Genomic DNA, 19,607 nt, shown 5'->3' with positions numbered 1-19,607 from the left:
AACGGGTGCTGCTTCGGCAGCACCCGTTTTCGCGTGGCGGCTCAGCCGTTCACGTCGCTCTCCGCCCGGGTCACCCGGTCGACCAGCGCGCCGGCCGCGCCGACGTAGGCGGCCGGATCGCCGAGGCTTTCCAGCTCCCCGGCGCTGAAGCGGCCGGCCAGCTCCGGGGCAGCCGCCAGGACCTCGTGCAGCGGCCGGCCGGTCGAGCTCGCGGTGGCCGCGGCTTCGGCGACCAGCTCCTTGGCCGCCCGCCTGCCGAGCCGGGCGGCCAGCACGGCCGCGACGCGCTCGGAAACCACCTGGCCTCCGGTGAGCCCGAGGTTGTGCAGCATGCGGTCCGGACGCACCTCGAGGCCTTCGGTGAGCTCGACGGCGGTGCGGGTGGCACCCCCGGTCAGCCGGAGGCACTCGCGCAGCAGCTGCCACTCGGCGTGCCACGCTCCCGCCGAACGTTCGTCCTCCGAGACCAGGCACTGGGTCAGCCCCGCCGCGATCACCGGGACCTGGAGGGCCGCGCTGCGCACCAGCGTGGCGTGCACGGGGTTCCGCTTCTGCGGCATGGCCGACGACGAGCCGCGCCCGGGCGCCGCCCGCTCCGCGAGCTCCCCGGTTTCGGTCCTGGTCAGCAGCAGCACGTCGACCGCGATCTTCCCGAGCGCACCGGCGGTGAACGCGAGCACGCCAGCGAGGTCGGCGACCGGAGTGCGCCGCACGTGCCACGGCAGCGCGGGCCGGGCCAGCCCGGTCTCGCCGGCGAACGCGTCGACCAGCTCGTCCACGTAGCCGCCCCGATCGCCCGCCCGGCCGTCCCCGGCGTACTCCAGGTATCCGGCCAGGGTGCCGGCGGCACCGCCGAGCGCGACGGGCAGGCCGTCGTGCAGGACCCGGCCGATCCGCCGGTGGGCGTCGAGCACGAGCTCCCGCCAGCCGGCGACCTTCAGGCCGAAGGTCGTGGGCACCGCGTGCAGGGCCAGCGTCCGGGCGGCCATGAGCGTGTCCCGGTGCGTCCGCGCGAGGTGGTGCAACCCCTCCGCCATCGTGGCCAGATCGGCCCGGATGATCTCCAGGGCCCGCCGGCCGACCAGCATGGCGCCGGTGTCGAGGATGTCCTGGCTCGTCGAACCCCGGTGCACGTATTCGGCCGCGTCCGGGTGGACGGCCCGGGTCAGCGCCGCGACGAGACCGACGACGGGGTTGGCCGATTCGCGTGCGGCGACCGCCAGGGCCCGGAGGTCGAACCGCCCGGCCCGGGCCGCGCCGGTGATGGCCTCGGCGGCCCACGCCGGCACGGTCCCGATCCGGGACTGCGCGCGGGCGAGGGCCGCTTCGGCATCGAGCATGGCCTGCAGCCAGGCGGTGTCACTGACCGCCGCCTCGATCGGCGTGCCCGCCCGCACGGGCGACAGCAGCCCGGCGTCGATCGTGGCCGCGTCGGGTGGGGTCGTCACACGATCACCCCGCCGACGTTGACGTCGACCGCGTCCGCCGGCGCGTGGGCCACCGGCGGCAGGCCGAGGATGGCCCGGGCGATCGCGTCGGAGTCGCCGAGCGTCACCGAATCCACGCCGGGGCGGATCCCCGCCGCGGTCACCCAGTGCACCGACTCGGTCGGTACCCCGTAGGCGAACCGGCGGGGATGGGCGTGCCCCCGCGCGTCCACGACGTGGTACGGGCGGCCGGTCACCGCGAGCCCGCCGGTCTCGTAGTTGGTTCCGTGCACGTCCGGGATGCGGTACGAGCTGCACTGGTCGGTGTCGAGCATGTGCCGCAGCAGCGGGTCGTTCGTGCGGCGCAGGTCGGGCTCCGGCAGCCGGGCTTCGATCAGGACGCCCGCCCGGACCGGCGGACCGGCGACCAGGTCCGACTCGGCCACGAAGGCCGGGTCGTCGATGTCGATGCGGAACTGCGTGCCCGGGCCGAGGATCTCCAGGATGCCGCACCTGATCAGGGCGATCATCTCTTCGATCCGGGAGACGGGCGGCCCGATGGACAGGTAGGCGTTGAGCGGGGTGTACCAGCGCTGCAGGTCGTCCCGGTACGACGAGCCCGCGACTCCGCCGTGGTCGACCACCTGCCGGATCTCGTTGCGCAGGTCCCGGAGCACGTCGAGCGCCGCTTTGAGCGGGTCGCTGGCGTTGCCCGCCCGCGCGTGCCGGACGTCGCGGGCCAGGTACTCCAGCAGCCAGGTCCGGTACTCGGCCCGGTCGGCGAACCGCCGTCCGAGGTGGGGCCGGGCCAGCCGGTCCCAGTCCCACCGGTCCTCCGGCTCGACGCCGTACCTGTCCAGCAGCCGGCCCGGGTCCTGCCCGATCGGCAGCGTCAGGTACTCGTCGAGGAGGTCCTGGCCGGTGGTGCCGAGGCCCCGGGATTCGAACAGCGTGCAGTAGTACACGCACTCGACCTCCCGCGCGATCAGCGGCCAGACGTCGGTGTCGAACCGGACCTCCTCGCCCGCGGCCGCCCGGCCGCGCAGGCCGGCGATGACCTCGGGAGTCAGCACCCAGGGCAGGTGGCGGCCGAACGCCCCTTTCTCGTTCTCGCCCCGCGCGTGGTGCGGGACGCCGCGGCGGGAGCTCGCGTACAGCCGCGGCTCCCGCCCGGACGGCCGGTAGACCAGGCGATCGCCTTCGCGGACGAACGTTCCGCCGCGGCCGGCCGTGAGGAGCGCCATGTGGTCGAAGAAGTTGAGGCCCAGCCCGCGCAGCAGAACCGGCCGGCCGGGCTGGATCGCGTCCAGATCGACGTCGGCCGGGTTCTCCGGAGTGACGTAGGTGAGGTGGTGGATCCGCGCCAGGCTCGCCGTTCTCGCCTCGCGAGAGGACAGGCGGGCGGGTACATGGCCCTGGGCCAGCACGACCGCGTCCAAGTGGTTGAGCCGCGTGCCGTTCAGGAGACGGACACCTTGCGGCCCACCGGCGACACCGTGGGTGTCGGCGATGGCGACGGCCCGCGAGTGGTGCACGCGCACCGTGAGGTGGGGCGGGGCTTCCGCCGCGATCCGCTGGAACGCGTCACGCAGGTAGTGGCCGTAGAAGGCGCGGCTCGGATACGAGTTCGGCTCCAGGGCGCGTGCCTCGGCCAGCACCTCGGCGTCGTAGTCGCCCGGTTCGCCGAGCAGGGCCAGGCTCGCGGCCCAGTCGTACAGGCTCGGTCCCGGCTCGATCGGCCCGTCGATCCGGGCGCTGTCGTCGGTGAAGACCGTGATCTGCGACGCGACGGTGTTGGTCAGCAGGTGCCGCGACTGATCGGTGCGCCACACGGCACCGGCACCCGCCGGTGCCGAGTCGACGACGTGCACGGTCACCGAGGAATGCGACGGGGAGCGGCGTTCGTTGGCGCACAGCCGTTCCAGCACGGACAAGCCGCGCGGCCCGGCGCCGATGACGCAGATTTCGACGTCACTGGTGGTCATGCCCGGCTCCGTTGCTCCCGGTCGCCAGCAACCGGGCCAGCTCGAGACGCTTGATCTTCGTGGTCGCCGTGTGCGGCAGGTCGTTCAGCCGCCACTGGACGGGATCGGCCGTCGGCGGCAGGTCCGCCATCGCCGCCTTCCACTCGGCCGGGTCGAGGGGCACGTCGTCCTTCGTGCACACGACCGGCACCGCCAGCCCGTCCTCGTTCGGGATGATGATCACCTCGACGAGCGAGGGAACCCGCGCGAGCAGGGCGTCCTCCATGGCCAGGGTGCTGTCGATGCCCGGGATCACGTCGACCGCGCGGTCGAGCAGGTGCAGGCAGCCCCACTTGGTCCGGAACCCGACGTCCCCCATCTTCCACCAGCCGTCGTGCACCTGCTTCTCCCAGCGCCCGTGCTCGCCCACGTACGTGACGATCCGGCCGTCGCTGCGCACCTCGATGTCACCGGGCGAGGACGGCGACGGCTTCTTCCCGTCCCGGCTCACGATCCGCACCCCGGTCATCCCGGGGAAGGGGATGCCGACGCACCGGCCGTTGGCCATGCCCCGCTTCTTGGTGTACGTGCGTCCCGCGATCGGGCCCACCTCGCTCTGCCCGTACATCTGCACGAACTGGGGCGACCGGCGTTCCGACGCGGCCAGCAGGCGGTGCACCGTCCGCGGGTGGATGGCGTCGAAGGTACTGCTGAAGTACTTGACGTTCGCCAGCGGCTTGGCCGGGTCGTCGGCGAGTTCTTCCCACTTCACGAAGGTGTTCGGGTGCGCCTCGATCATGCCGGGCGGTGTCTCGGCGAAGATCTCGCCGACCGCGGCGGGGTCGTCGTCCGCGAGGATGATCAGCGGATGTCCCTGCAGCACGCCGATCGGCATCGCCGTGAACAGCCGGGAGTGCACGAACGAAACGTGGATCGCCAGCGGTTCCCGCCGCCCGGCGAGCGAGGCCAACGTGGCCTGCGGGCGGTAGCGCGCCTGGAAGGTGTGTCCGGTGTGGACGGCCAGCTTGGGCGTTCCCGTCGTGCCCGAGGTGTGGGTCACGAGCGTCGGGTGGTTCGGGGGCATCCGCACCGGCGGTACGCGCTCGGCGCCGGCGAGGGCGGCGAGTTCGGTGGTGCCGGGGTGGCTGCCCGACGCGAGCAGCGTCAGCCGCGTGAGGTCGAACACCTCGGCCGGCAGGGACGACTCGAGCTTGGCCTGATCGGTCACCAGGACCGGGTGGTCCAGCCGGCGCAGCAGCTCCACGACCGTCGCCCCGTCGAGCTTCGGCGAGAGCAGCACGGGAATCGCACCGGTCCGCGCGATCGAACAGGCGAGCAGGGTGATGTCGAAGCCGTCGGTCTTGTGGACGACCACCCGGTCACGGGGGCGGATCCCGGCCGCCCAGAGCCGGGACGCGAAGTCGGCCACCAGGTCCGCGATCCCCGTCACGGTCCACCGGCGGCCCCCGTGCGGAGCGATGTCCAGGTCGTGGTCGAGGATCACCGGGTTCGCCGGGTGCCGGGCGGCCGCCCGGTCGAACAGCGTGCCCAGCCGGATCCCTTTGTTGCCGATGCGTTGCAGAATCACGTGCTTCGCCTTTCTTGCGCCTACGGGAATTCGGTGGACGGCGCGCTGCTCAGCGCAGCTCGACGACGTCCTTGATCCGCTTGAGGGTGTCCGTGAGGTCCTGGTTCAGCTTGGCGGTCCACTCTTCGACGAACCGTTTCCGGGCGGGCTCGTCGAGCTCCGCGACGATCTTGTGGATGCCGGCGGTCGCCTTGCCCATCCGGAAGTGGTGGGTCAGCGTGCAGTGGCCGCACGCGTCCGCCATGTCGAAACCCCAGACGCTTTCCTGGTCCTCGTTGGCGTGGCTCAGCATCATCCAGCGGAACGTGCGGCCGGGCTCGGCTTCGACGATCCGGCATTCGGTGTGCCAGATGCCGCGGACCAGCGGCGCCCAGCCGACCACCTGCTCGCTGCGGAGGTTCTTGCCGCGGAAGACCGCGCCCACAGTGGACGGTGTGCCGGAAACCCATTCGCCACCGAGGCACTCCGGGCTCCACTCGCCGCTGCGGGTGAGGTCGCTGACCACGCCGTAGACCTCCACCGGCGTCGCGGCGACCTGGATGTCCGCTCGGAGGTCGAACAGTGGTGCGGTGTCGATGATTGAGTTCGTCATGGCTGAAATGCTTCCACGCGCGGGCTTTCACCCGGTGAGCTTCGATACGGGTCCGTCAAGTCGCGGAGTTGACGGAGTCGGGCGCCGGCCCTCCCGGCCGGCGCGGTGGCGGCCGGAGAATCCCCTCATGCGTGCTGCCTTCATCGAACGACTGGGCCCGCCGGAGGCCATCCACTACGGCGAGCTGGCCACGCCACGGCCAGGCCCGGCGGACGTGCTGGTCGACGTGACCGCCACGGCGGTCAACCACGTGGACACCTTCGTGCGGTCCGGTGCGTGGCGTACGCCGATCGACTTCCCCTTCGTGATCGGCCGCGACCTGGCGGGCACGGTCGTCGAGACCGGCTCGGACGTCCACGGCTTCCGGCCCGGCGATCCGGTGTGGTGCAACAGCCTCGGCCACGCGGGCCGCCAGGGCGCCGCCGCGGAGCGGGCCGTGGTGCCGGTCGACCGGCTCTACCGGATGCCGGACGGGGTGAGCGCGGCCGAAGTGGTCGCGGTGGCCCATCCGGCGGCGACCGCGCACCTGGCCCTCTTCACCCACGGCCGGCTCCGGGACTCGGAGACCGTCGTGGTCGCGGGTGCCGCGGGGAACGTCGGCAGCGCGCTCGTCGTGCTGGCCGCCGCGGCCGGCGCCCGGGTCATCGCCACCGCCGCGGCCCGGGACGCCGGCTACTGCCGGTCCCTGGGCGCGAGCGAGGTCATCGACTACACCGATCCCGCCGTGCCCGAACGCGTTCGGGCCGCGGCCCCGGACGGCGTGGACGTCTTCATCGACACCGCGGGGCGGAACGACCTGTCCTCGTCGGTCGACCTGCTGGCCAACCGCGGCCGGATCGTCGTGCTCGCCGGCATGCGGACGCGGCCGGTCCTGCCCGTGGGACCGCTGTACCTGCGGGACCGTTCCGTCGTCGGGTTCGCCATCTCGCAGGCCACCACCACGGAGCTGGCCCACGCGGCCGGCACCATCAACCGGTCGCTCGCCACGGGGTGCCTGCGAGCCCGGAAAACCGAGACGTTGCCGCTGAGCGCGGCCGCGTCAGCCCATCGCCGAGTGGAAGCCGGCGGCACGAGCAGCACGAAGCTGGTCCTGCGGCCGGATCTGGATCCCTAGGCCGTCTCCACCGAGGAGTTGCCATGACCGTCGTGCCGGCGTACGAGCGCAAACCGCGTTCGATCTCGTTCACCGATCGTGCCTTGGCGCGGTACTACCGCGTCGCGTTCGCGTGGCCGGCGGTCGCCGGCCCGGCCGGGGTCCGGCTCCGCCTCGGAGACGTCGTCGACGCGCTGGCCGTCCGCGCCCCGCTCGCCGCCGAGGTCGACCACACCCTCGTGCAGAGCCTGCTCGGCGCGCCGGTCGTCGAGCTGCGCGACCCCGGCGTGTGCTGGATCTTCCTCACCCAGCCGCGCATCCCGCTTCGTCCGTCCACATGGGACGACCTGACCCGGGCGGGCATCGAGTGGTCCGAGCCGGGAACATCGCTGCCGCTGCCGGCGTTGCGCGGCGGCGGAAACGGCCTCCGCTGGCGGAAATGCCCCGTCCACGGCACCAAGCTGCCTCCGTGGACCGCGGTCGTCGGGGCGATCCGCTCGGCTGTCAGCCGGTCATCGGCCTGTCCGCTCCGGAAAGCGGCCGCCACCTGACAGATCCTCGTCGCCGGGTCTGGTGCCGCACCCGCGGCACTGCGATAACCGACCCGGCAAGTTCGCAACACCAAGGAGATCGCTATGGCAGAAAACAACGAGAACCCCGAAGCGCGACCGGGTGAACCGCAGGCCTTCGCGCCGCTCCCGGGGTCGGCGGCCGGCGGTGCCACCGAACCGCCTTCGTGGGCGGTACCGCCGGCCCCGGAGCCGAAGCGGCGCCGCCGGGGACTCGTCGTCGCTCTCGTCGTGGTGCTGACCGCGGGGGTGGTGACCGGTACCGCCTTCGTCACCTCGGCGATCGTCGACACCGGCAGTCCCGCCGCGGCTCCCCAGGCCCAGAACGGCCCGGCGAACCAGCAGGCCCCGCCGCCCGCGGCCCAGCAGGGGAACAACGCGCCGCAGAACATCCCGGCCGGCCCGGGGGCGCCGGGGAACCTGCGTGACGGCGCGGTCTTCCTGCAGTCGAACGACGCCACCGCCAACGAGGTCGTGGCGTTCTCCCGGAAGCCGGACGGCACGCTGAACGAGGTCGGCCGCTACCCCACGGGTGGCGCCGGCAGCGGCAGCTTCGAGGACGCCGCGCAGGGGCTGGTGCTCGGCTCCGCCAACGGCGAGGCCTCGCCGATCCAGAACGTCGACGAGGCGCAGCTGCTGTTCGCCGTCAACGCGGGCAGCGGCACGATCTCGGTGTTCCGGGTCGACCAGGACGGTCTCGACCTGGTCAGCCAGGTTCCCTCCGGCGGCAAGCGCCCGGTGAGCGTCACGGTGAACAACGGCCTGGTGTACGTGCTCAACAGCGGCGAGACCGACCGCCGGCTGGTCCTCGGGCCGAACGACCTGCTGAACAACTGCAGCAGCGGCGACCGTCCTTCGGTGACCGGCTTCCGGGTCACCCCGGACGGCGCGCTCACCCAGATCGACGGCTCGACCCGGCAGCTGGCCGGCCGTGGCCTGTCGGGCTGCTCGCAGGTGTCGTTCACGCCGGACGGCAAGAAGCTGGTCGTCACCGAGCGCACGGCGAGCACTCCGGGCCAGAGCAAGCCCAAGAAGGGCGTCATCGACCTCTTCGACGTCCGCTTCGACGGCCAGCTCGGCGCCATGCGCGCGCTCGACCCGAGTGGTGCCGGTCCGTTCGGCTTCAACTTCCTGAAGAACGGCACCATGATCGTCTCCGAGCAGAACGGCGCCATGGCCAACCCCGGCGGTGGCGGCGCGGTGTCCTACGGGGTCAACCCGGACGACACGCTCCGGCCGGTCAACGGCACGGTGAACAACGGCCAGACGGACACCTGCTGGATCACGGTGACCCGCGACCAGAAGCTGGCCTTCGCGACCAGCGCGTTCGGCGGCGGCGCGATCACGTCCTACCGGGTCCGCGACGACGGCGGCCTGGAGATGCTGCACCCGGTCGCCTCGGCGCCGGACGGCAAGGACGTGAACAACGACGTCGTCAAGGACGGGCTGAGCGACGAGGCCCTGAGCCGGAACACCGACTACCTGTACCAGCTCAACTCGGTCGAGGGCTCGCTGTGGGTCTTCAAGGTCAATCCCGACGGCAAGCTGACCTACGTGGAAAACCACTCGGTGTTCCCGCAGCAGCCGTTCGGCATGGGCGGCGAGGCGGCGCCGATGGGCATCACGGCGTGGTGAGCTGACCCGCACCGCCCGCTACTCGGCCGGTTGCGCTCTCCCCAGGGGGAGCGCAACCGGCCGAGTTCTGTCGTGCCCACCGCCGGCAGGCCGCCCCTTCGAGATCTCGGGTCCCGCGGCACGTCCCGAGGCGGGAAGCGCCCCAATGTGGCGTTGGGTGCGTCCAGCGCACCCAATGCGGCGTTCGGTGCATCCAACGCACCCAATGCGGCATTCGGTGCATCCAACGCACCCAATGCGGCATTCGGTGCATCCAACGCACCCAATGCGGCATTCGGTGCATCCAACGCACCCAATGCCACATTGGGGCGCATCAGGGCACGCATCAGGGCAGGGCCTCACCGGCGTGAACGGCACGCTGAAGACCAACCGGCGCCCCACCCAGACCTCCCCGCAACCCCGATACGAAGCCGGAACACGGACGGCGGTGCCGGGTCAAGGCACGCTTTCCCGCCTTGACGCGGTACTGCCGTCCGTAGTCACAATTGCGGCTTCGGGGTGGTGGGCACACCGAGCCGGAACGCACGAGAAAACCCGGCCGGTGAAACCGGCCGGGCTTCCTCTTACGCCGCTGAAGACTTACCCGTCACGCGCACCGGACGGGACGGCCGGTGCGTCGGGGACGAACGTCCCGAGCTCCGCCACGGGCCCGTACCGCCGCCGCACGAGCGCCAGCAGCGGCCCGGTGAGCGCGGTGGTGAACAGGGCCATCAGCACCATGATCGAATAGAGCTTCCGGTCCAGCACCCCGATCTGCAGTCCCAGCTGGAGAACGACGAGCTCGGTGACGCCCCGGGCGTTCATCAGCACGGCGACCCCCGCGGCCGGGCCGTGTTCCACGCCGCCCGAACGTGCTCCGAGGTAGGCGCCGAGCAGCTTCCCCGCCACCGCCACCGCCAGGATCACCAGCAGCTCGGCCAGGCCGGCCGCGCCCAGGCCGGTCAGGTCCACGTCGATCGCGGCGGTGACGAAGAAAACCGGCAGCAGGAAGCTCCGGCAGAGCCGGTCGACCTCGGCCACGTGCCGGCGCACTTCGGGGTTGTCCCGGCCGGGCAGGATCGCGCCGAAGAGGAAGGCGCCGAACACCAGGTGCAGGCCGAGCCATTCGGTGACGACGGCGGACAGGAACAGGCCGACGAAGATCAGGCCGAACCCGCCCTTGCCGGTCCACCGCGACAACGCGGTGGACAGCAACGGCCGCACCCCGAACACCATGACCAGCCCGAAGGGCACCAGGAGCAGCATCTGCCACGGCGAGGACCCACCCGCGAACGCCACGATCAGGGCCAGCAGCACCCAGGCGGCGGCGTCCACCGCGGCGGCACCGGCGATGGACAGGCGGCCCACCAAGGTCGCGGACAGGCCGCGGTCGACGAGGATCCTGGCCAGGACCGGCAGTGCCGTGATCGACATCGCGGCGCCCACGAAGAGCACGAACACCACGGGGGCGGCCGGGTGGTAGCGGGTCGTCGCCAGCCAGAACGCGGTCGCGCCCCCGAGGAGGAAGGGCAGCAGGGTCGAGCCGATGGCGATCCCGGCCGCGGCCCGGGTCTTCCCGCGCAGGAGCCGGTGATCCCATTCGTGCCCGACGGTGAACATGAACAGCACCAGCCCGATGGCCGCCACCGCGTTCAACGCGGTCCGCACGGTGCCCGGCACGACCACCTGGGCGATCTCGCCGACGTGCAGGAGGGCACCGAGCAGGACGCCGACGGCGATCTCGCCGACCACCACGGGCTGCCCGATCCTGCGGGCCACCATGCCCGCGAGCTTGGCGGCCAGCACGATGACAGCGATGTCGAAGAGGGTCAGGAGATTGGTCACGGCCGGCTCCTCACGGCCGGCGGTACGAGTCGTACCGGAACTGGCGACGGCCGATGGTGACGATGGCACCCGGCTGCAGCACGGCCCGGCCTCCGCTGGGCACCTGGACGCACCAGTCCGAACCGGGTTCCCGCACGAAGGTGCCGTTGGCCGAATCCGCGTCGGAAACCGAGACCTCCCAGCCGTCCAGCCGAATCCGGGCGTGCACCGCCGAGATCTGCGGGTCCAGCAGGCGAAGCAGCATGACGTCGCGGTCGCTCGCGTCGGCGGCGCCCTCCGGCATCCGGCCGATGACGTAGTCCTTGTTCATCGGCAGCAGCGTGCCGTCGTCGAGCACCAGCACGCCGAGCGAAGGGCGGTCGTCCTCGGCCGAGTGATGGCCGGCCTGCGTCAGCCCGATGCCGCAGACGGCGCAGTACGGGACGGCCGGGTCGTTGAAGTGTCCTTTGGCGCAGCTCACCCCGATGACCTGCGACCGGTTCTCCGGCCCCTCGTCCACCGCGGTTTCTTCCGGCTCCGCCGGTGGTCTCGCCTCCTCCTCGGCCCCGGGCTCGCGGAACGCGCCGAACTGCAGCGCGTCCGCCCGGACCACGCCCGAGGTGAGCTCGCTCCACGGGCAGAGTTCCGGAGTCCGGTCGCCGATCTCGCCGCTGACCGACATCACCGGTCCGGCGACCACCCGGTCCAGGATGGTCACCGCCTCCGCACCGTCCAGCCTCAGCTCGCCGTCGGTCGTGGTGACCCGCAGCCTGGCCTTCCCGTGCACCGCGACCGCGATGCCGTCGCCGACGGCGCCGAAGGCGCACAAGGACGGGAACCGGTCGGTGGCGGCCGCCAGGCTGGTGACCAGCCGCCGGACCATGTGCCGCCCGGGTTGTTCGGCGGAAGCCGCGGCCTTCACCTCGTCGAGGATGTTCCGCACGCTCGTCTCGGCGTCGGGTGGCAGCTCGCACAGCAGGACGAGGTCCTCGTGCCTCGCCAGCACCCCGCTCCCCACTCGCAGCCGCATGGCCCGGTTCATCAGGGTCGTCTCGTTCACAGCAACCTCCCACCACGAAAACGCCAGCGGACGAACGGAACCCGCATCGGGCCGTTCGCGACCAGCCAGACAACGAACCACACCACCGCGAAGTGGATGGCGAAGACCTCCGGCGGAACCGGTCCCGGCAGGAAGGGCAGCAACCCCTGCGTGGCGAGCCAGCCCACCAGCACCCCCTCCGGAATCGCGGTCACCAGACCGAACAGGGTCGGCCAGTCCTTCTCCCACCGCCACTGCATGAGCAGGTGGTAGACCAGTTCCCAGGCGACGCCGATGACGGCGACCGCGCCGAGCACCACGAAGGTCGTCCGGTACTTGTCGGCGACGGCCGCCTGCACCGGCAAGACCGGCGTCAGCAGGACCGTGACCAGGCCGCCGACGACGGCGAGCAGCCACAGCCGCGTCTGGATGCGGCCGAACAGGGTCGGTACCATGTCACACTCTTCCCATCTCGGTCAGATTCGCCGGCCGGCGGCCCAGCGCAGCCATTCGAACGTCGAGGTGACGGGCCCCAGCTTGCGGCAGAACCCGCGCCCGGCGATGTCGTCGACGACTTCCTGCGCCGCGATCTGCAGCCCGAGGAAGGTGTCCACGCCGGGGAAGGGCCCGCCGAGCGCGGCCGCACCGGTCACATACACGCGGCCCACGCCGCTCTGGGCGCCGATCAGCTCGAAGCTGCGCTTGACGTCCATGCCCCCCAGCGGGTTCCGCCGCGCCCCGCCGTGCTGGAGCAGGTCGCGCAGCACCTGGTGGCCGGAAACGTCGGCGTTGAGCCCGGTGCAGTCGATGACGAAGTCCGGTTCGATCTCGAACTCGCCTTGCGCCACCTTCATCCGGGCGGTCAGCGTCTCGCCGTCGTCCTGCAGCTCGGCGAGCGTCCCGCAGACCGCGTGGTACCAGCCCTCCGCGCGGGCCTTCCGGAGCTGACGCTGCCATTCCCGCCGGTACGCGGTCGTCGTTCCGCCGATCTCGTCGTAGACCTCGGCCCGTTCCGCCCCGTCCAGCGCGGCCGTCCGCGCCCGCAACTGGCCGCCCCACACGGATTTCGGATAGTTGAAGCCCTGGTAGGCGAAGCCGTCCCGGCCGGGGCGGCGAGCCCACCGGTGCGGGCCGTGCGGGCCGTTCACGTAGGTCCGCAGCAGGTGGATGATGCGGGTCGGGTGGCCGTGCCGTTCCCGGTCCAGGATGAGCCGTTCGAGCACCCGGGACGCGACGATCCCGCCGCCGCGGACCAGCACCGTGCCCGGACGGCGGCGCAGGGCCTGGTAGATGTGCTCGTGGTTCTGGTAGGCGTTGGCCACCCGGTGGAAGTCGTTCTTGAGCCGGCGGAACTCCTGGATTTCGGGGAGGAACTTCAGGCCCGGATAGCCCACCGCCAGGTGCACGTCCCGCACCCGCAGCGCCATCGGCCGCGGATCCTCCGCCCGGGGGTCGAGGAACAGCACGAAGTAGCCGCCGCCGGCTCGCCTGCGCACCAGCTGCGCCTCGCCGCGGACCAGCATGTCCCAATAGCGGATCCGCTGCGCCTCTTTCCTGATGGACCGCATCACGACACCGAGGCGCGGCGTGTAGAAGTCGTCGAAGACCGGCTCGAGGAACACCTGCGCCAGCGGCGCGAGGCTGCGCTCCTGGACGGCCTCCTGCAGGGCGTAGGACGGGAAACCCCAGATGTTGTCCGGGCGGGACGCGGAGTCCGACCGGATCCGGTCGTGGCTCGAGATCTGCGACGCCGTCGCCAGGCGCTCGTACGTCTGCCAGGGGTGGCCGAGGTTGGAGACCACCCGCAGGCCGGACGTGGGTACCCCGCCCGCCACCCGGAGGTAGTCGGTCAGGATGTACGAGCCGATTCCACCGCCCACCGAGGCGATCGGGGAGTCCTGCACGGGAATCCCGGCCCCGGCGACCATGTCGTCGGTCCACCTGCTGCTGTTCGCGAGCAGCTCGGGCAACGGGTGCGGTGGGGTTTCGGCGGTGGGTTCCAGCTGATCGGCAGCTACCGTCTCGGTCACGTCAGTAACCTCCTTCTCGTGCTGGGTCGCGCCGGTTCACCCGGTCGTCGCCGTGCTTGCTCCACTGTGGACATACCGGGCGCCTGCCCGGCCGGTTCACGCGCCGGACAGCCACTTCTCGTTGGCTTCGTAGACGTCGCGGATGAGGTCGGGCCGGTCGAGCCCCGGCCGGTCGGGGTGGTTGCCCCAGCCGGCTTTGTTGGACCAGTACTGGGTGTAGCGGTAGGAAGGGCGGCAGGACCGCAGCAGTTCCTCGTCGAAGCGGACCACGTCGCCGACGTGGTCGGGGACGAGGGTGTCGCGCAGGTAGACCGCCCGGAACTCGGCGATGCGCCAGTCGTCTTCCCGTTTCTCGACCCGGAAGCACATGCGTTCCCAGACCAGGATGGTCATCTCGGTCTCGTGGATCTCGACGGGCATGGCGATCTGCGCGGGCAGGTCCGCGACGGCACGGGTGCCCTCGAGCCGGACCTGGATCGGGCCGAGCTGGTGCAGGCCGTGACCGCGGGTGCCGGTCGCCGCGAGTTTCTTGGTGTGCTCGATGAACTCCGCACCGCTGCACGTCGTCCAGCCGACCGCGATCCGCGTGTCGTCGTAGTAGAAGCGGGCCATCTCGTCCCAGTCGCCGATGTCGCGTGCCCACCGCTCGCGGACGATGGACTGGCGAACTGCTTCGACGGCCAGTAAATCAGCCAGGCTTCGCCGTTCGAATGTACCCATGGTGTCGTTTATCGCAGTGTCCACCGGGGCCACACCATCACGGCGACGGCAGTCCGTCAGGTGTGGACGTCAGGAGCGGAGGTCCAGCCGGGACAGCTCGCGGCGCGAACTGATCCCCAGCTTGGGATAGGCCTTGTACAGGTGGTGTTCGACGGTCCGGGGGCTGAGGAACAGCGCGGCGGCGATCTCCCGGCTGCTGCGGCCCTCGGCGGCCATCCGCACCACCTGGAGCTCCTGCGGTGTCAGCAGATCCAGCACGTTCGCCTCGGCGGGCCGGGGCAGCGCCACGGAGGCACCAGCCGCCCGCAGCTCGGTCCGGGCCCGCTCCGCCCACGGGGTGGCGCGCAGCCCCTCGAAGGTTTCCAGGGCCGAGCGCAGTGAAGTCCGCGCGTCGCCCCGCCGCCGGGCCCGGCGCAGCCATTCGCCGTACAGCAGCTCGGTGCGGGCCCGTTCGAACGGCCGGCCGGCCCGCGCGTGGTGGCGCAAGGCCTTCCGGTACGGCTCTTCCCGCCCGGTCAGCAACGCACCGCAGCGCAGGGCGACGGCCACCGCCCAGTCCTGGCCCCCGGCCCGGGCCCACGCTTCGAACCGGTGCAGCGGCTGCTCGGCACGTTCGGGCCGGCCGGCCCGGACGGCCGCTTCGACCAGGTCGGCCACGGCGGCCATGAGCACCGCGGTGTGCCTGCCCGGCCGGCGGCGCGCGGTGTCGAACCGGCCGAGCACGGCCTCGTGGTCGCCGATGGCCAGGTCGAGCAGGATCAGCGCGCCGTCGCCCGCCGCCCCGGCGGCGTCCGGGGTGTCCTCGGCGAGCCGGCGGCAACGCTCTTCGTCGCCCTCGATCGCGGCGATCCTCGCCAGCACGCCGTTGAGGCGGGTGACGCGCGGGTGCATCCCGGTGTCCCGGGCGATCTCCACCGCTTCGGCCACCGTCGCCTCCGCGTCGCGGTGCCGCCCGGCCCTGACCTGAGCGCCCGCCAGGTCCTGCAGCAGCTGGGGCAGCGCACCGATCCGGCCCTCCCGGCGGCAGCGCGCCACCTCCGCGGTGGCCAGCCGCAGGGTCGTGGCGTCGTCCCCGATGAGCATCCCGGTGAAGGCGGCCCTGGCCCGGGCGGCGTCGTCCGCCGCCGCCTGCTCCTCGGCGACGAACTCGGCCAGCAGCGGCAGGCCACGCGCGTAGTCTTCGTCGACCAGGTGCGCCATCCCGGTCACCAGGGGGTCCGGCCGGCCGAGGTCGTCGCCCATCCGGGCGGCGACGCGGATCGAGTCGGCGTCACCGCAGAACCAGGCGTAGCCGGCGCTGGTGCGCAGCATGGCCGCGGCCCGGTCCGGGTCCGCCCGGGCCGCCCGTTCGATCAGCAGCCGGGCGGCCGGCCGCGGCTCCCCCAGCTCGAACTCCACGGCCGCCCGGACCTGCGGGAGGCCGGCAGGCTCCGCGAAGCCGTCGACGAGCTGTCCGGCCTGCTCGGCCAGTTCCCCGGCCCGGGCGGCCTGCCCGGCCGCCAGCGCCAGCGCCGCCGCCTCGGCCAGCCGGCCCGCCCGCTCCCGCGGTACCGGCGTGAACCGCGCGGCCTGCTGGTACCAGCCGGCCGCCGCGGCATGCCCGGCCCGGCGGCGGGCCCGCTCGGCGGCTTCGGCGAGCCCGGCCGCCACGCTCTCGTCCGGCCCCATGGTCGCCGCCGCGCGATGCCGGATCCGGCTGTCGGGGTCGTTCGCCGCCCCGGCGAGCGCCTCGTGGACGGCGACCCGGCGGGCCAGCACCGAGCCCTGGTAGGCGGCCGTCGCGATCAGCGGGTGCCGGAACGAGACGGTGTCCCCGGCCACCCGCACCAGCCCGGCGGTCTCGGCCTCCGCGAGATCGCCGGCGTCCACGCCGAACGCGGTGGCCGCGCCGAGCAGCGTCGGCAGGTGGCCCCGGCCCTCCGCCGCGGCGATCACCAGCATCAGCCGCGTCCGTTCGGGCAGCCCGCTGATCCGGGCGCGGAACGAGGCCAGCACCCGGTCGGCGACCGGCAGCGGCACCGGCCCGGCCGGCTGGTCACGCTGGGCCGCCCCGAACTCGACCAGGGCGAGCGGGTTGCCCGCGGACTCGGCGATCACCCGGTCGCGGCGGGCCGGGTCGAGGCCCCGGTCGGCCAGCACCCGCCCGGCGTCGCCGTCGTCGAGGCGGCCCAGCCGCAGCTCGGTGATCCCGGGCGCGGCGAAGCCCTCGCCCCGGGCCGCGAACACCATCGCCACGCCGTCTTCGGCCAACCGGCGGGCGGCGAACCGCAGGGCGTCGGCGGTCGCCTGGTCGAGCCAGTGGGCGTCGTCGACGACGCAGAGCACCGGCCCTTCCTCGGCCAGGCCGGCGAGCAGGCTGAGCACCGCCAGCCCGAGCAGGAAGCGGTCCTGCCCGGCCCGGCCGGAACCGAGCACCGCCCGCAGCGCGCCGGCCTGCGGCCCGGACAGCCCGTCGATGCGGTCCTGGAGCGGCCACAGCAGCTGGACCAGCCCGGCGAAGGCCAGGTCCGCCTCGGCTTCGACCCCGGTCATCCGCAGCACCCGCAGGCCCGCCTCGGACGCCTGGTCGGCGGCCCAGGCGAGCAGCGCCGACTTGCCGATCCCCAGCTCACCGCGCAGCACCAGCGCCGTACTGTGGCCGTCGCCCGCCGCGGCGATCGACCGCTCGATGGCCGCCTGCTCGGCGGATCTGCCGTAGAGCACGAGCACTACGTACCCGAAAACCCCGGTAACGAGACCAGAAACCTTACCGATTCGCCCGCACGTCCCGGGCCTCTAGCGTCGTGAGCAGCCGATTCAACTGCGGAGCACTTGACGGGGAGGACGCCGTGCCCGAGATCTTCGAGCCGTCGCGGCTCGGCAAACTGGACCTGCCCAACCGCCTCGTCATGGCTCCGATGACCCGCAGCCGGGCCTCCGGCGGAGTGGTCGGCGAGCTGACCGCGGAGTACTACGCGCAACGAGCCGGCGCCGGGCTGATCATCACCGAGGGCACCCAGCCCAGCGTGCTCGGCCAGGGCGACATCGACACCCCCGGCCTGCACTCGCCCGAGCAGGTCGAGGCCTGGCGCGGGGTCACCGACGCCGTCCACGACCGGGGCGGCCGGATCTTCGTCCAGCTGATGCACGCCGGCCGGGTCGGCCACCCGTGCCTGTATCCGGACGGCGCGCTGCCGCTCGCCCCTTCGGCGATTCCGTCCGGGGGACAGCTGTTCACGCCGGACGGGATGCTGGACCGCCCCACACCGCGGGCGATGACGCTCGCCGACATCGACCGGACCGTCGAGGACTTCGTGTCCGCCGCGCGCAACGCGATGGAAGCCGGGTTCGACGGAGTGGAGCTGCACGGCGCCAGCGGCTACCTCGTCCACCAGTTCCTGTCCGGCAACACCAACGCGCGCACCGACGCCTACGGCGGCTCGATCGGGAACCGGATCAGGTTCGCCGTCGAGACCGTCCAGGCGGTGAGCGACGCGATCGGCCCGGATCGGACCGGGATCCGCATCTCGCCGGGCATCACCTACAACGGCATCGCCGAAACCGACACCGCCGAGCTGTACCCCGCGCTGGCCCGGGCACTCGCCCCGTTCGGCCTCGCCTACCTGCATCTGGTCGAGACGAACAACCGGGACCTGACGGAGGTGCTGCGGGCGGAATGGCCCGGGGCGCTGGTGCTCAACCCCCACCCCACGGCGGAGCAGCGGACCGCCGACGCCGAATCGGCCGCCGCTGCCCTGCGAGCCGGGCTCTGCGACGCGGTCAGCCTCGCCACGCTCTGGCTCGCCAACCCCGATCTTCCGGCACGCATCCGGGCGGGCGGCCCCTTCAACCAGGCCGACCCGGACACCTTCTACGGCGGCGACCACCGCGGCTACACCGACTACCCGACGTTGGAGTCACGATGACGACCTCGCTCGCCGGCACCTCCGCACGGGCCCCGGCGCCGGCCGCCCCGTGGCTGGCCCTGCTCGCCGGCCCCCTGTCGTTCGGCATCGCCGGGCCCGCCCTCATCCTCGGAGACGTGGCTCGTGCGCTCGGCACGCCGGTCGGGTCGGCCACCTGGATCGTGACGGCGTTCGGCCTCGGCATCGCGGTCGGCACGCCGCTGACGGCCGGGCTCCTCCGGCACCGGGGAGCCCGTGCGGCGTTGTCCGTCAGCGCGGTACTCGCCCTGCTCGGGGCCGTCGCCGTCGCCACCGGCGACGTCCTGCCGGTGCTGGCCGTCGCCGGCGCGGTCCAGGGCCTCGGCGCCGCCGGCCTGGTCGCGGCCGCGATGAACCTGGCGAGATCGGCCCGCGTGATGGGGCTCGTCACGGCCTCGCTCGCGGTGTTCGGCGCGACGGCGCCCCTGGTCGGCTCGCTCGTCAGCGACGTCCTGTCGTGGCACGCCGCCCTGGCGCTGCCCGGCGTGAGCCTGCTCGCGGTACCGGCGGCCCTCCGCCGCGCCCCGACGGCCACCACGGCCGGCGACCGGTTCGACGGCACAGGTGCGGTGCTGCTCACCGCCGTGGTCACGGCCCTGGTCTTCGTCCCGCAGTGGCCGCTCGAATCCGCCGTGGGCGCGATCGCCGCCGGCGTGTTGCTCGGCCGGCACATCCGCGGTCGGCCGGACGGGTTCGTCCCCGCCGTCGTCGTCCGCACGCCCCGGTTCCTGATCTGCGCGGGGCTCGCCTTCACCCTCGCGGTGATCAACTTCGGCATGTTCTACGCGATCCCCGTGCTGCTTTCCCGCCACGCCGGCTGGACGGCCCACCAGATCGGGACGGCCATGCTGTGGCCGCTGCTGTTCGGCGGCGCGGGATCGTGGGTGGTGGTGGCGGTCACCGCACGGGTCCGGTTCGGCCCGCTGATCACCGGGTTCGCCATCGCCGGGGGCGTGGCCGTGCTGATCGCGGTTTCGAGCGGCACGCCGCTGGTCCTCCTGCTGGCACCGGCGGTCTCGTCGATCGCCGCGGCAGCCGGTCAGGGGGTGTTCGCGGTTCGCGCCACCGCGGCGGTCCCCGACGGCTGCCGGTCCGCCGGCATCGGCCTGTTCACCCTGTGCTACCTGCTCGGTGCGGCCTTCGGGCCCGCCATCGTCGCCCTGCTGATCGGCTGATCACGCGCGGGGAAGGGGCAATGGCCCCGGTTCGACACCCCTCTCACAG

General features: G+C 72.7%; 15 protein-coding genes. 5 read left to right on the top strand and 10 right to left on the bottom strand.

All coding sequences use genetic code 11. From position 1 onward, the window contains the following. Positions 1 to 41 precede the first annotated feature (41 nt). Genes pcaB through AB0G28_RS10005 form a run of 4 tightly spaced genes read right to left on the bottom strand, consistent with a single transcriptional unit; the run spans position 42 to position 5,571 of the window. Positions 42 to 1,448, bottom strand: coding sequence for a 3-carboxy-cis,cis-muconate cycloisomerase (pcaB, locus tag AB0G28_RS10020; RefSeq protein ID WP_361085640.1), 1,407 nt, complete (start codon positions 1,446 to 1,448; stop codon positions 42 to 44). Continuing rightward, complete coding sequence (locus AB0G28_RS10015; RefSeq protein WP_361085637.1) at positions 1,445 to 3,412, bottom strand: FAD/NAD(P)-binding protein; 1,968 nt, start codon at positions 3,410 to 3,412, stop codon at positions 1,445 to 1,447. The genes pcaB and AB0G28_RS10015 overlap by 4 nt, the downstream gene beginning before the upstream one ends. Next, entirely contained in the window at positions 3,399 to 4,979 is a 1,581-nt protein-coding gene (locus AB0G28_RS10010; RefSeq protein WP_361085635.1) for an AMP-binding protein, read from the bottom strand. The genes AB0G28_RS10015 and AB0G28_RS10010 overlap by 14 nt, the downstream gene beginning before the upstream one ends. Before the next feature lie 49 nt (positions 4,980 to 5,028). Next, positions 5,029 to 5,571 carry an SRPBCC family protein gene (locus AB0G28_RS10005; protein WP_361085632.1) on the bottom strand — a complete coding sequence of 181 codons (543 nt, stop codon included), beginning with the start codon at positions 5,569 to 5,571 and terminating at the stop codon, positions 5,029 to 5,031. Positions 5,572 to 5,698: 127 nt separating this feature from the next. Between AB0G28_RS10005 and AB0G28_RS10000 the strand changes: the two genes are divergently transcribed. The 3 genes from AB0G28_RS10000 to AB0G28_RS09990 all read left to right on the top strand — a co-directional run bounded on the left by AB0G28_RS10000 (position 5,699) and on the right by AB0G28_RS09990 (position 8,868). Further along, positions 5,699 to 6,685, top strand: coding sequence for an NADPH:quinone reductase (locus AB0G28_RS10000; RefSeq protein WP_361085629.1), 987 nt, complete (start codon positions 5,699 to 5,701; stop codon positions 6,683 to 6,685). A 23-nt stretch (positions 6,686 to 6,708) separates the two neighbouring features. Further along, complete coding sequence (locus AB0G28_RS09995; protein WP_361085626.1) at positions 6,709 to 7,215, top strand: hypothetical protein; 507 nt, start codon at positions 6,709 to 6,711, stop codon at positions 7,213 to 7,215. Between the two features lie 84 nt (positions 7,216 to 7,299). Then, positions 7,300 to 8,868, top strand: a complete 1,569-nt coding sequence (locus AB0G28_RS09990; RefSeq protein WP_361085623.1) for a hypothetical protein — start codon at positions 7,300 to 7,302, stop codon at positions 8,866 to 8,868. Between the two features lie 579 nt (positions 8,869 to 9,447). Here the strand turns inward: AB0G28_RS09990 and AB0G28_RS09985 are convergent. The 6 genes from AB0G28_RS09985 to AB0G28_RS09960 form a co-directional block, all read right to left on the bottom strand. Next, positions 9,448 to 10,692: a cation:proton antiporter gene (locus tag AB0G28_RS09985; RefSeq protein WP_361085620.1), complete on the bottom strand. Its 1,245-nt coding sequence runs from the start codon at positions 10,690 to 10,692 to the stop codon at positions 9,448 to 9,450. Positions 10,693 to 10,702: 10 nt separating this feature from the next. Then, entirely contained in the window at positions 10,703 to 11,731 is a 1,029-nt protein-coding gene (locus tag AB0G28_RS09980; RefSeq protein WP_361085617.1) for an FHA domain-containing protein, read from the bottom strand. Beyond that, positions 11,728 to 12,165 carry a hypothetical protein gene (locus AB0G28_RS09975; protein WP_361085614.1) on the bottom strand — a complete coding sequence of 146 codons (438 nt, stop codon included), beginning with the start codon at positions 12,163 to 12,165 and terminating at the stop codon, positions 11,728 to 11,730. Before AB0G28_RS09975 ends, AB0G28_RS09980 begins: the two co-directional genes overlap by 4 nt. A 21-nt stretch (positions 12,166 to 12,186) precedes the next feature. Further along, positions 12,187 to 13,740, bottom strand: a complete 1,554-nt coding sequence (locus AB0G28_RS09970) for a hypothetical protein (RefSeq protein ID WP_361085611.1) — start codon at positions 13,738 to 13,740, stop codon at positions 12,187 to 12,189. A 96-nt stretch (positions 13,741 to 13,836) separates the two neighbouring features. Further along, entirely contained in the window at positions 13,837 to 14,460 is a 624-nt protein-coding gene (locus AB0G28_RS09965; protein ID WP_361085608.1) for a nuclear transport factor 2 family protein, read from the bottom strand. A 69-nt stretch (positions 14,461 to 14,529) separates the two neighbouring features. Continuing rightward, positions 14,530 to 17,163 (bottom strand): AAA family ATPase, encoded by a 2,634-nt coding sequence (locus AB0G28_RS09960; protein WP_361085605.1) that lies wholly within the window; start codon positions 17,161 to 17,163, stop codon positions 14,530 to 14,532. 125 nt (positions 17,164 to 17,288) lie between these two features. On the opposite strand from AB0G28_RS09960, the gene AB0G28_RS09955 reads away from it, so the two are divergent. Beyond that, positions 17,289 to 18,365: an alkene reductase gene (locus AB0G28_RS09955; protein WP_361085601.1), complete on the top strand. Its 1,077-nt coding sequence runs from the start codon at positions 17,289 to 17,291 to the stop codon at positions 18,363 to 18,365. Further along, on the top strand, positions 18,362 to 19,558 hold the full coding sequence (locus tag AB0G28_RS09950) for an MFS transporter (RefSeq protein WP_361085598.1): 1,197 nt from the start codon (positions 18,362 to 18,364) through the stop codon (positions 19,556 to 19,558). Before AB0G28_RS09955 ends, AB0G28_RS09950 begins: the two co-directional genes overlap by 4 nt. The last annotated feature ends 49 nt before the right edge of the window (positions 19,559 to 19,607 follow it).

Origin of the sequence: Amycolatopsis sp. NPDC021455, assembly GCF_040640995.1 — a bacterium.
Lineage (GTDB): Bacteria > Actinomycetota > Actinomycetes > Mycobacteriales > Pseudonocardiaceae > Amycolatopsis.
Note: the sequence above shows the minus strand (reverse complement) of the source record. Positions and strands in the feature narration are given on the sequence as shown.

Excerpts from the sequence above, each read along its gene's own strand:
- AB0G28_RS10015 (WP_361085637.1), bottom strand. The coding sequence starts at position 3,412 with ATGACCACCAGTGACGTCGAAATCTGCGTCATCGGCGCCGGGCCGCGC.
- AB0G28_RS10005 (WP_361085632.1), bottom strand. The coding sequence starts at position 5,571 with ATGACGAACTCAATCATCGACACCGCACCACTGTTCGACCTCCGAGCG.
- AB0G28_RS10000 (WP_361085629.1), top strand. The coding sequence starts at position 5,699 with ATGCGTGCTGCCTTCATCGAACGACTGGGCCCGCCGGAGGCCATCCAC.
- AB0G28_RS09995 (WP_361085626.1), top strand. The coding sequence starts at position 6,709 with ATGACCGTCGTGCCGGCGTACGAGCGCAAACCGCGTTCGATCTCGTTC.
- AB0G28_RS09990 (WP_361085623.1), top strand. The coding sequence starts at position 7,300 with ATGGCAGAAAACAACGAGAACCCCGAAGCGCGACCGGGTGAACCGCAG.
- AB0G28_RS09975 (WP_361085614.1), bottom strand. The coding sequence starts at position 12,165 with ATGGTACCGACCCTGTTCGGCCGCATCCAGACGCGGCTGTGGCTGCTC.
- AB0G28_RS09965 (WP_361085608.1), bottom strand. The coding sequence starts at position 14,460 with ATGGGTACATTCGAACGGCGAAGCCTGGCTGATTTACTGGCCGTCGAA.
- AB0G28_RS09950 (WP_361085598.1), top strand. The coding sequence starts at position 18,362 with ATGACGACCTCGCTCGCCGGCACCTCCGCACGGGCCCCGGCGCCGGCC.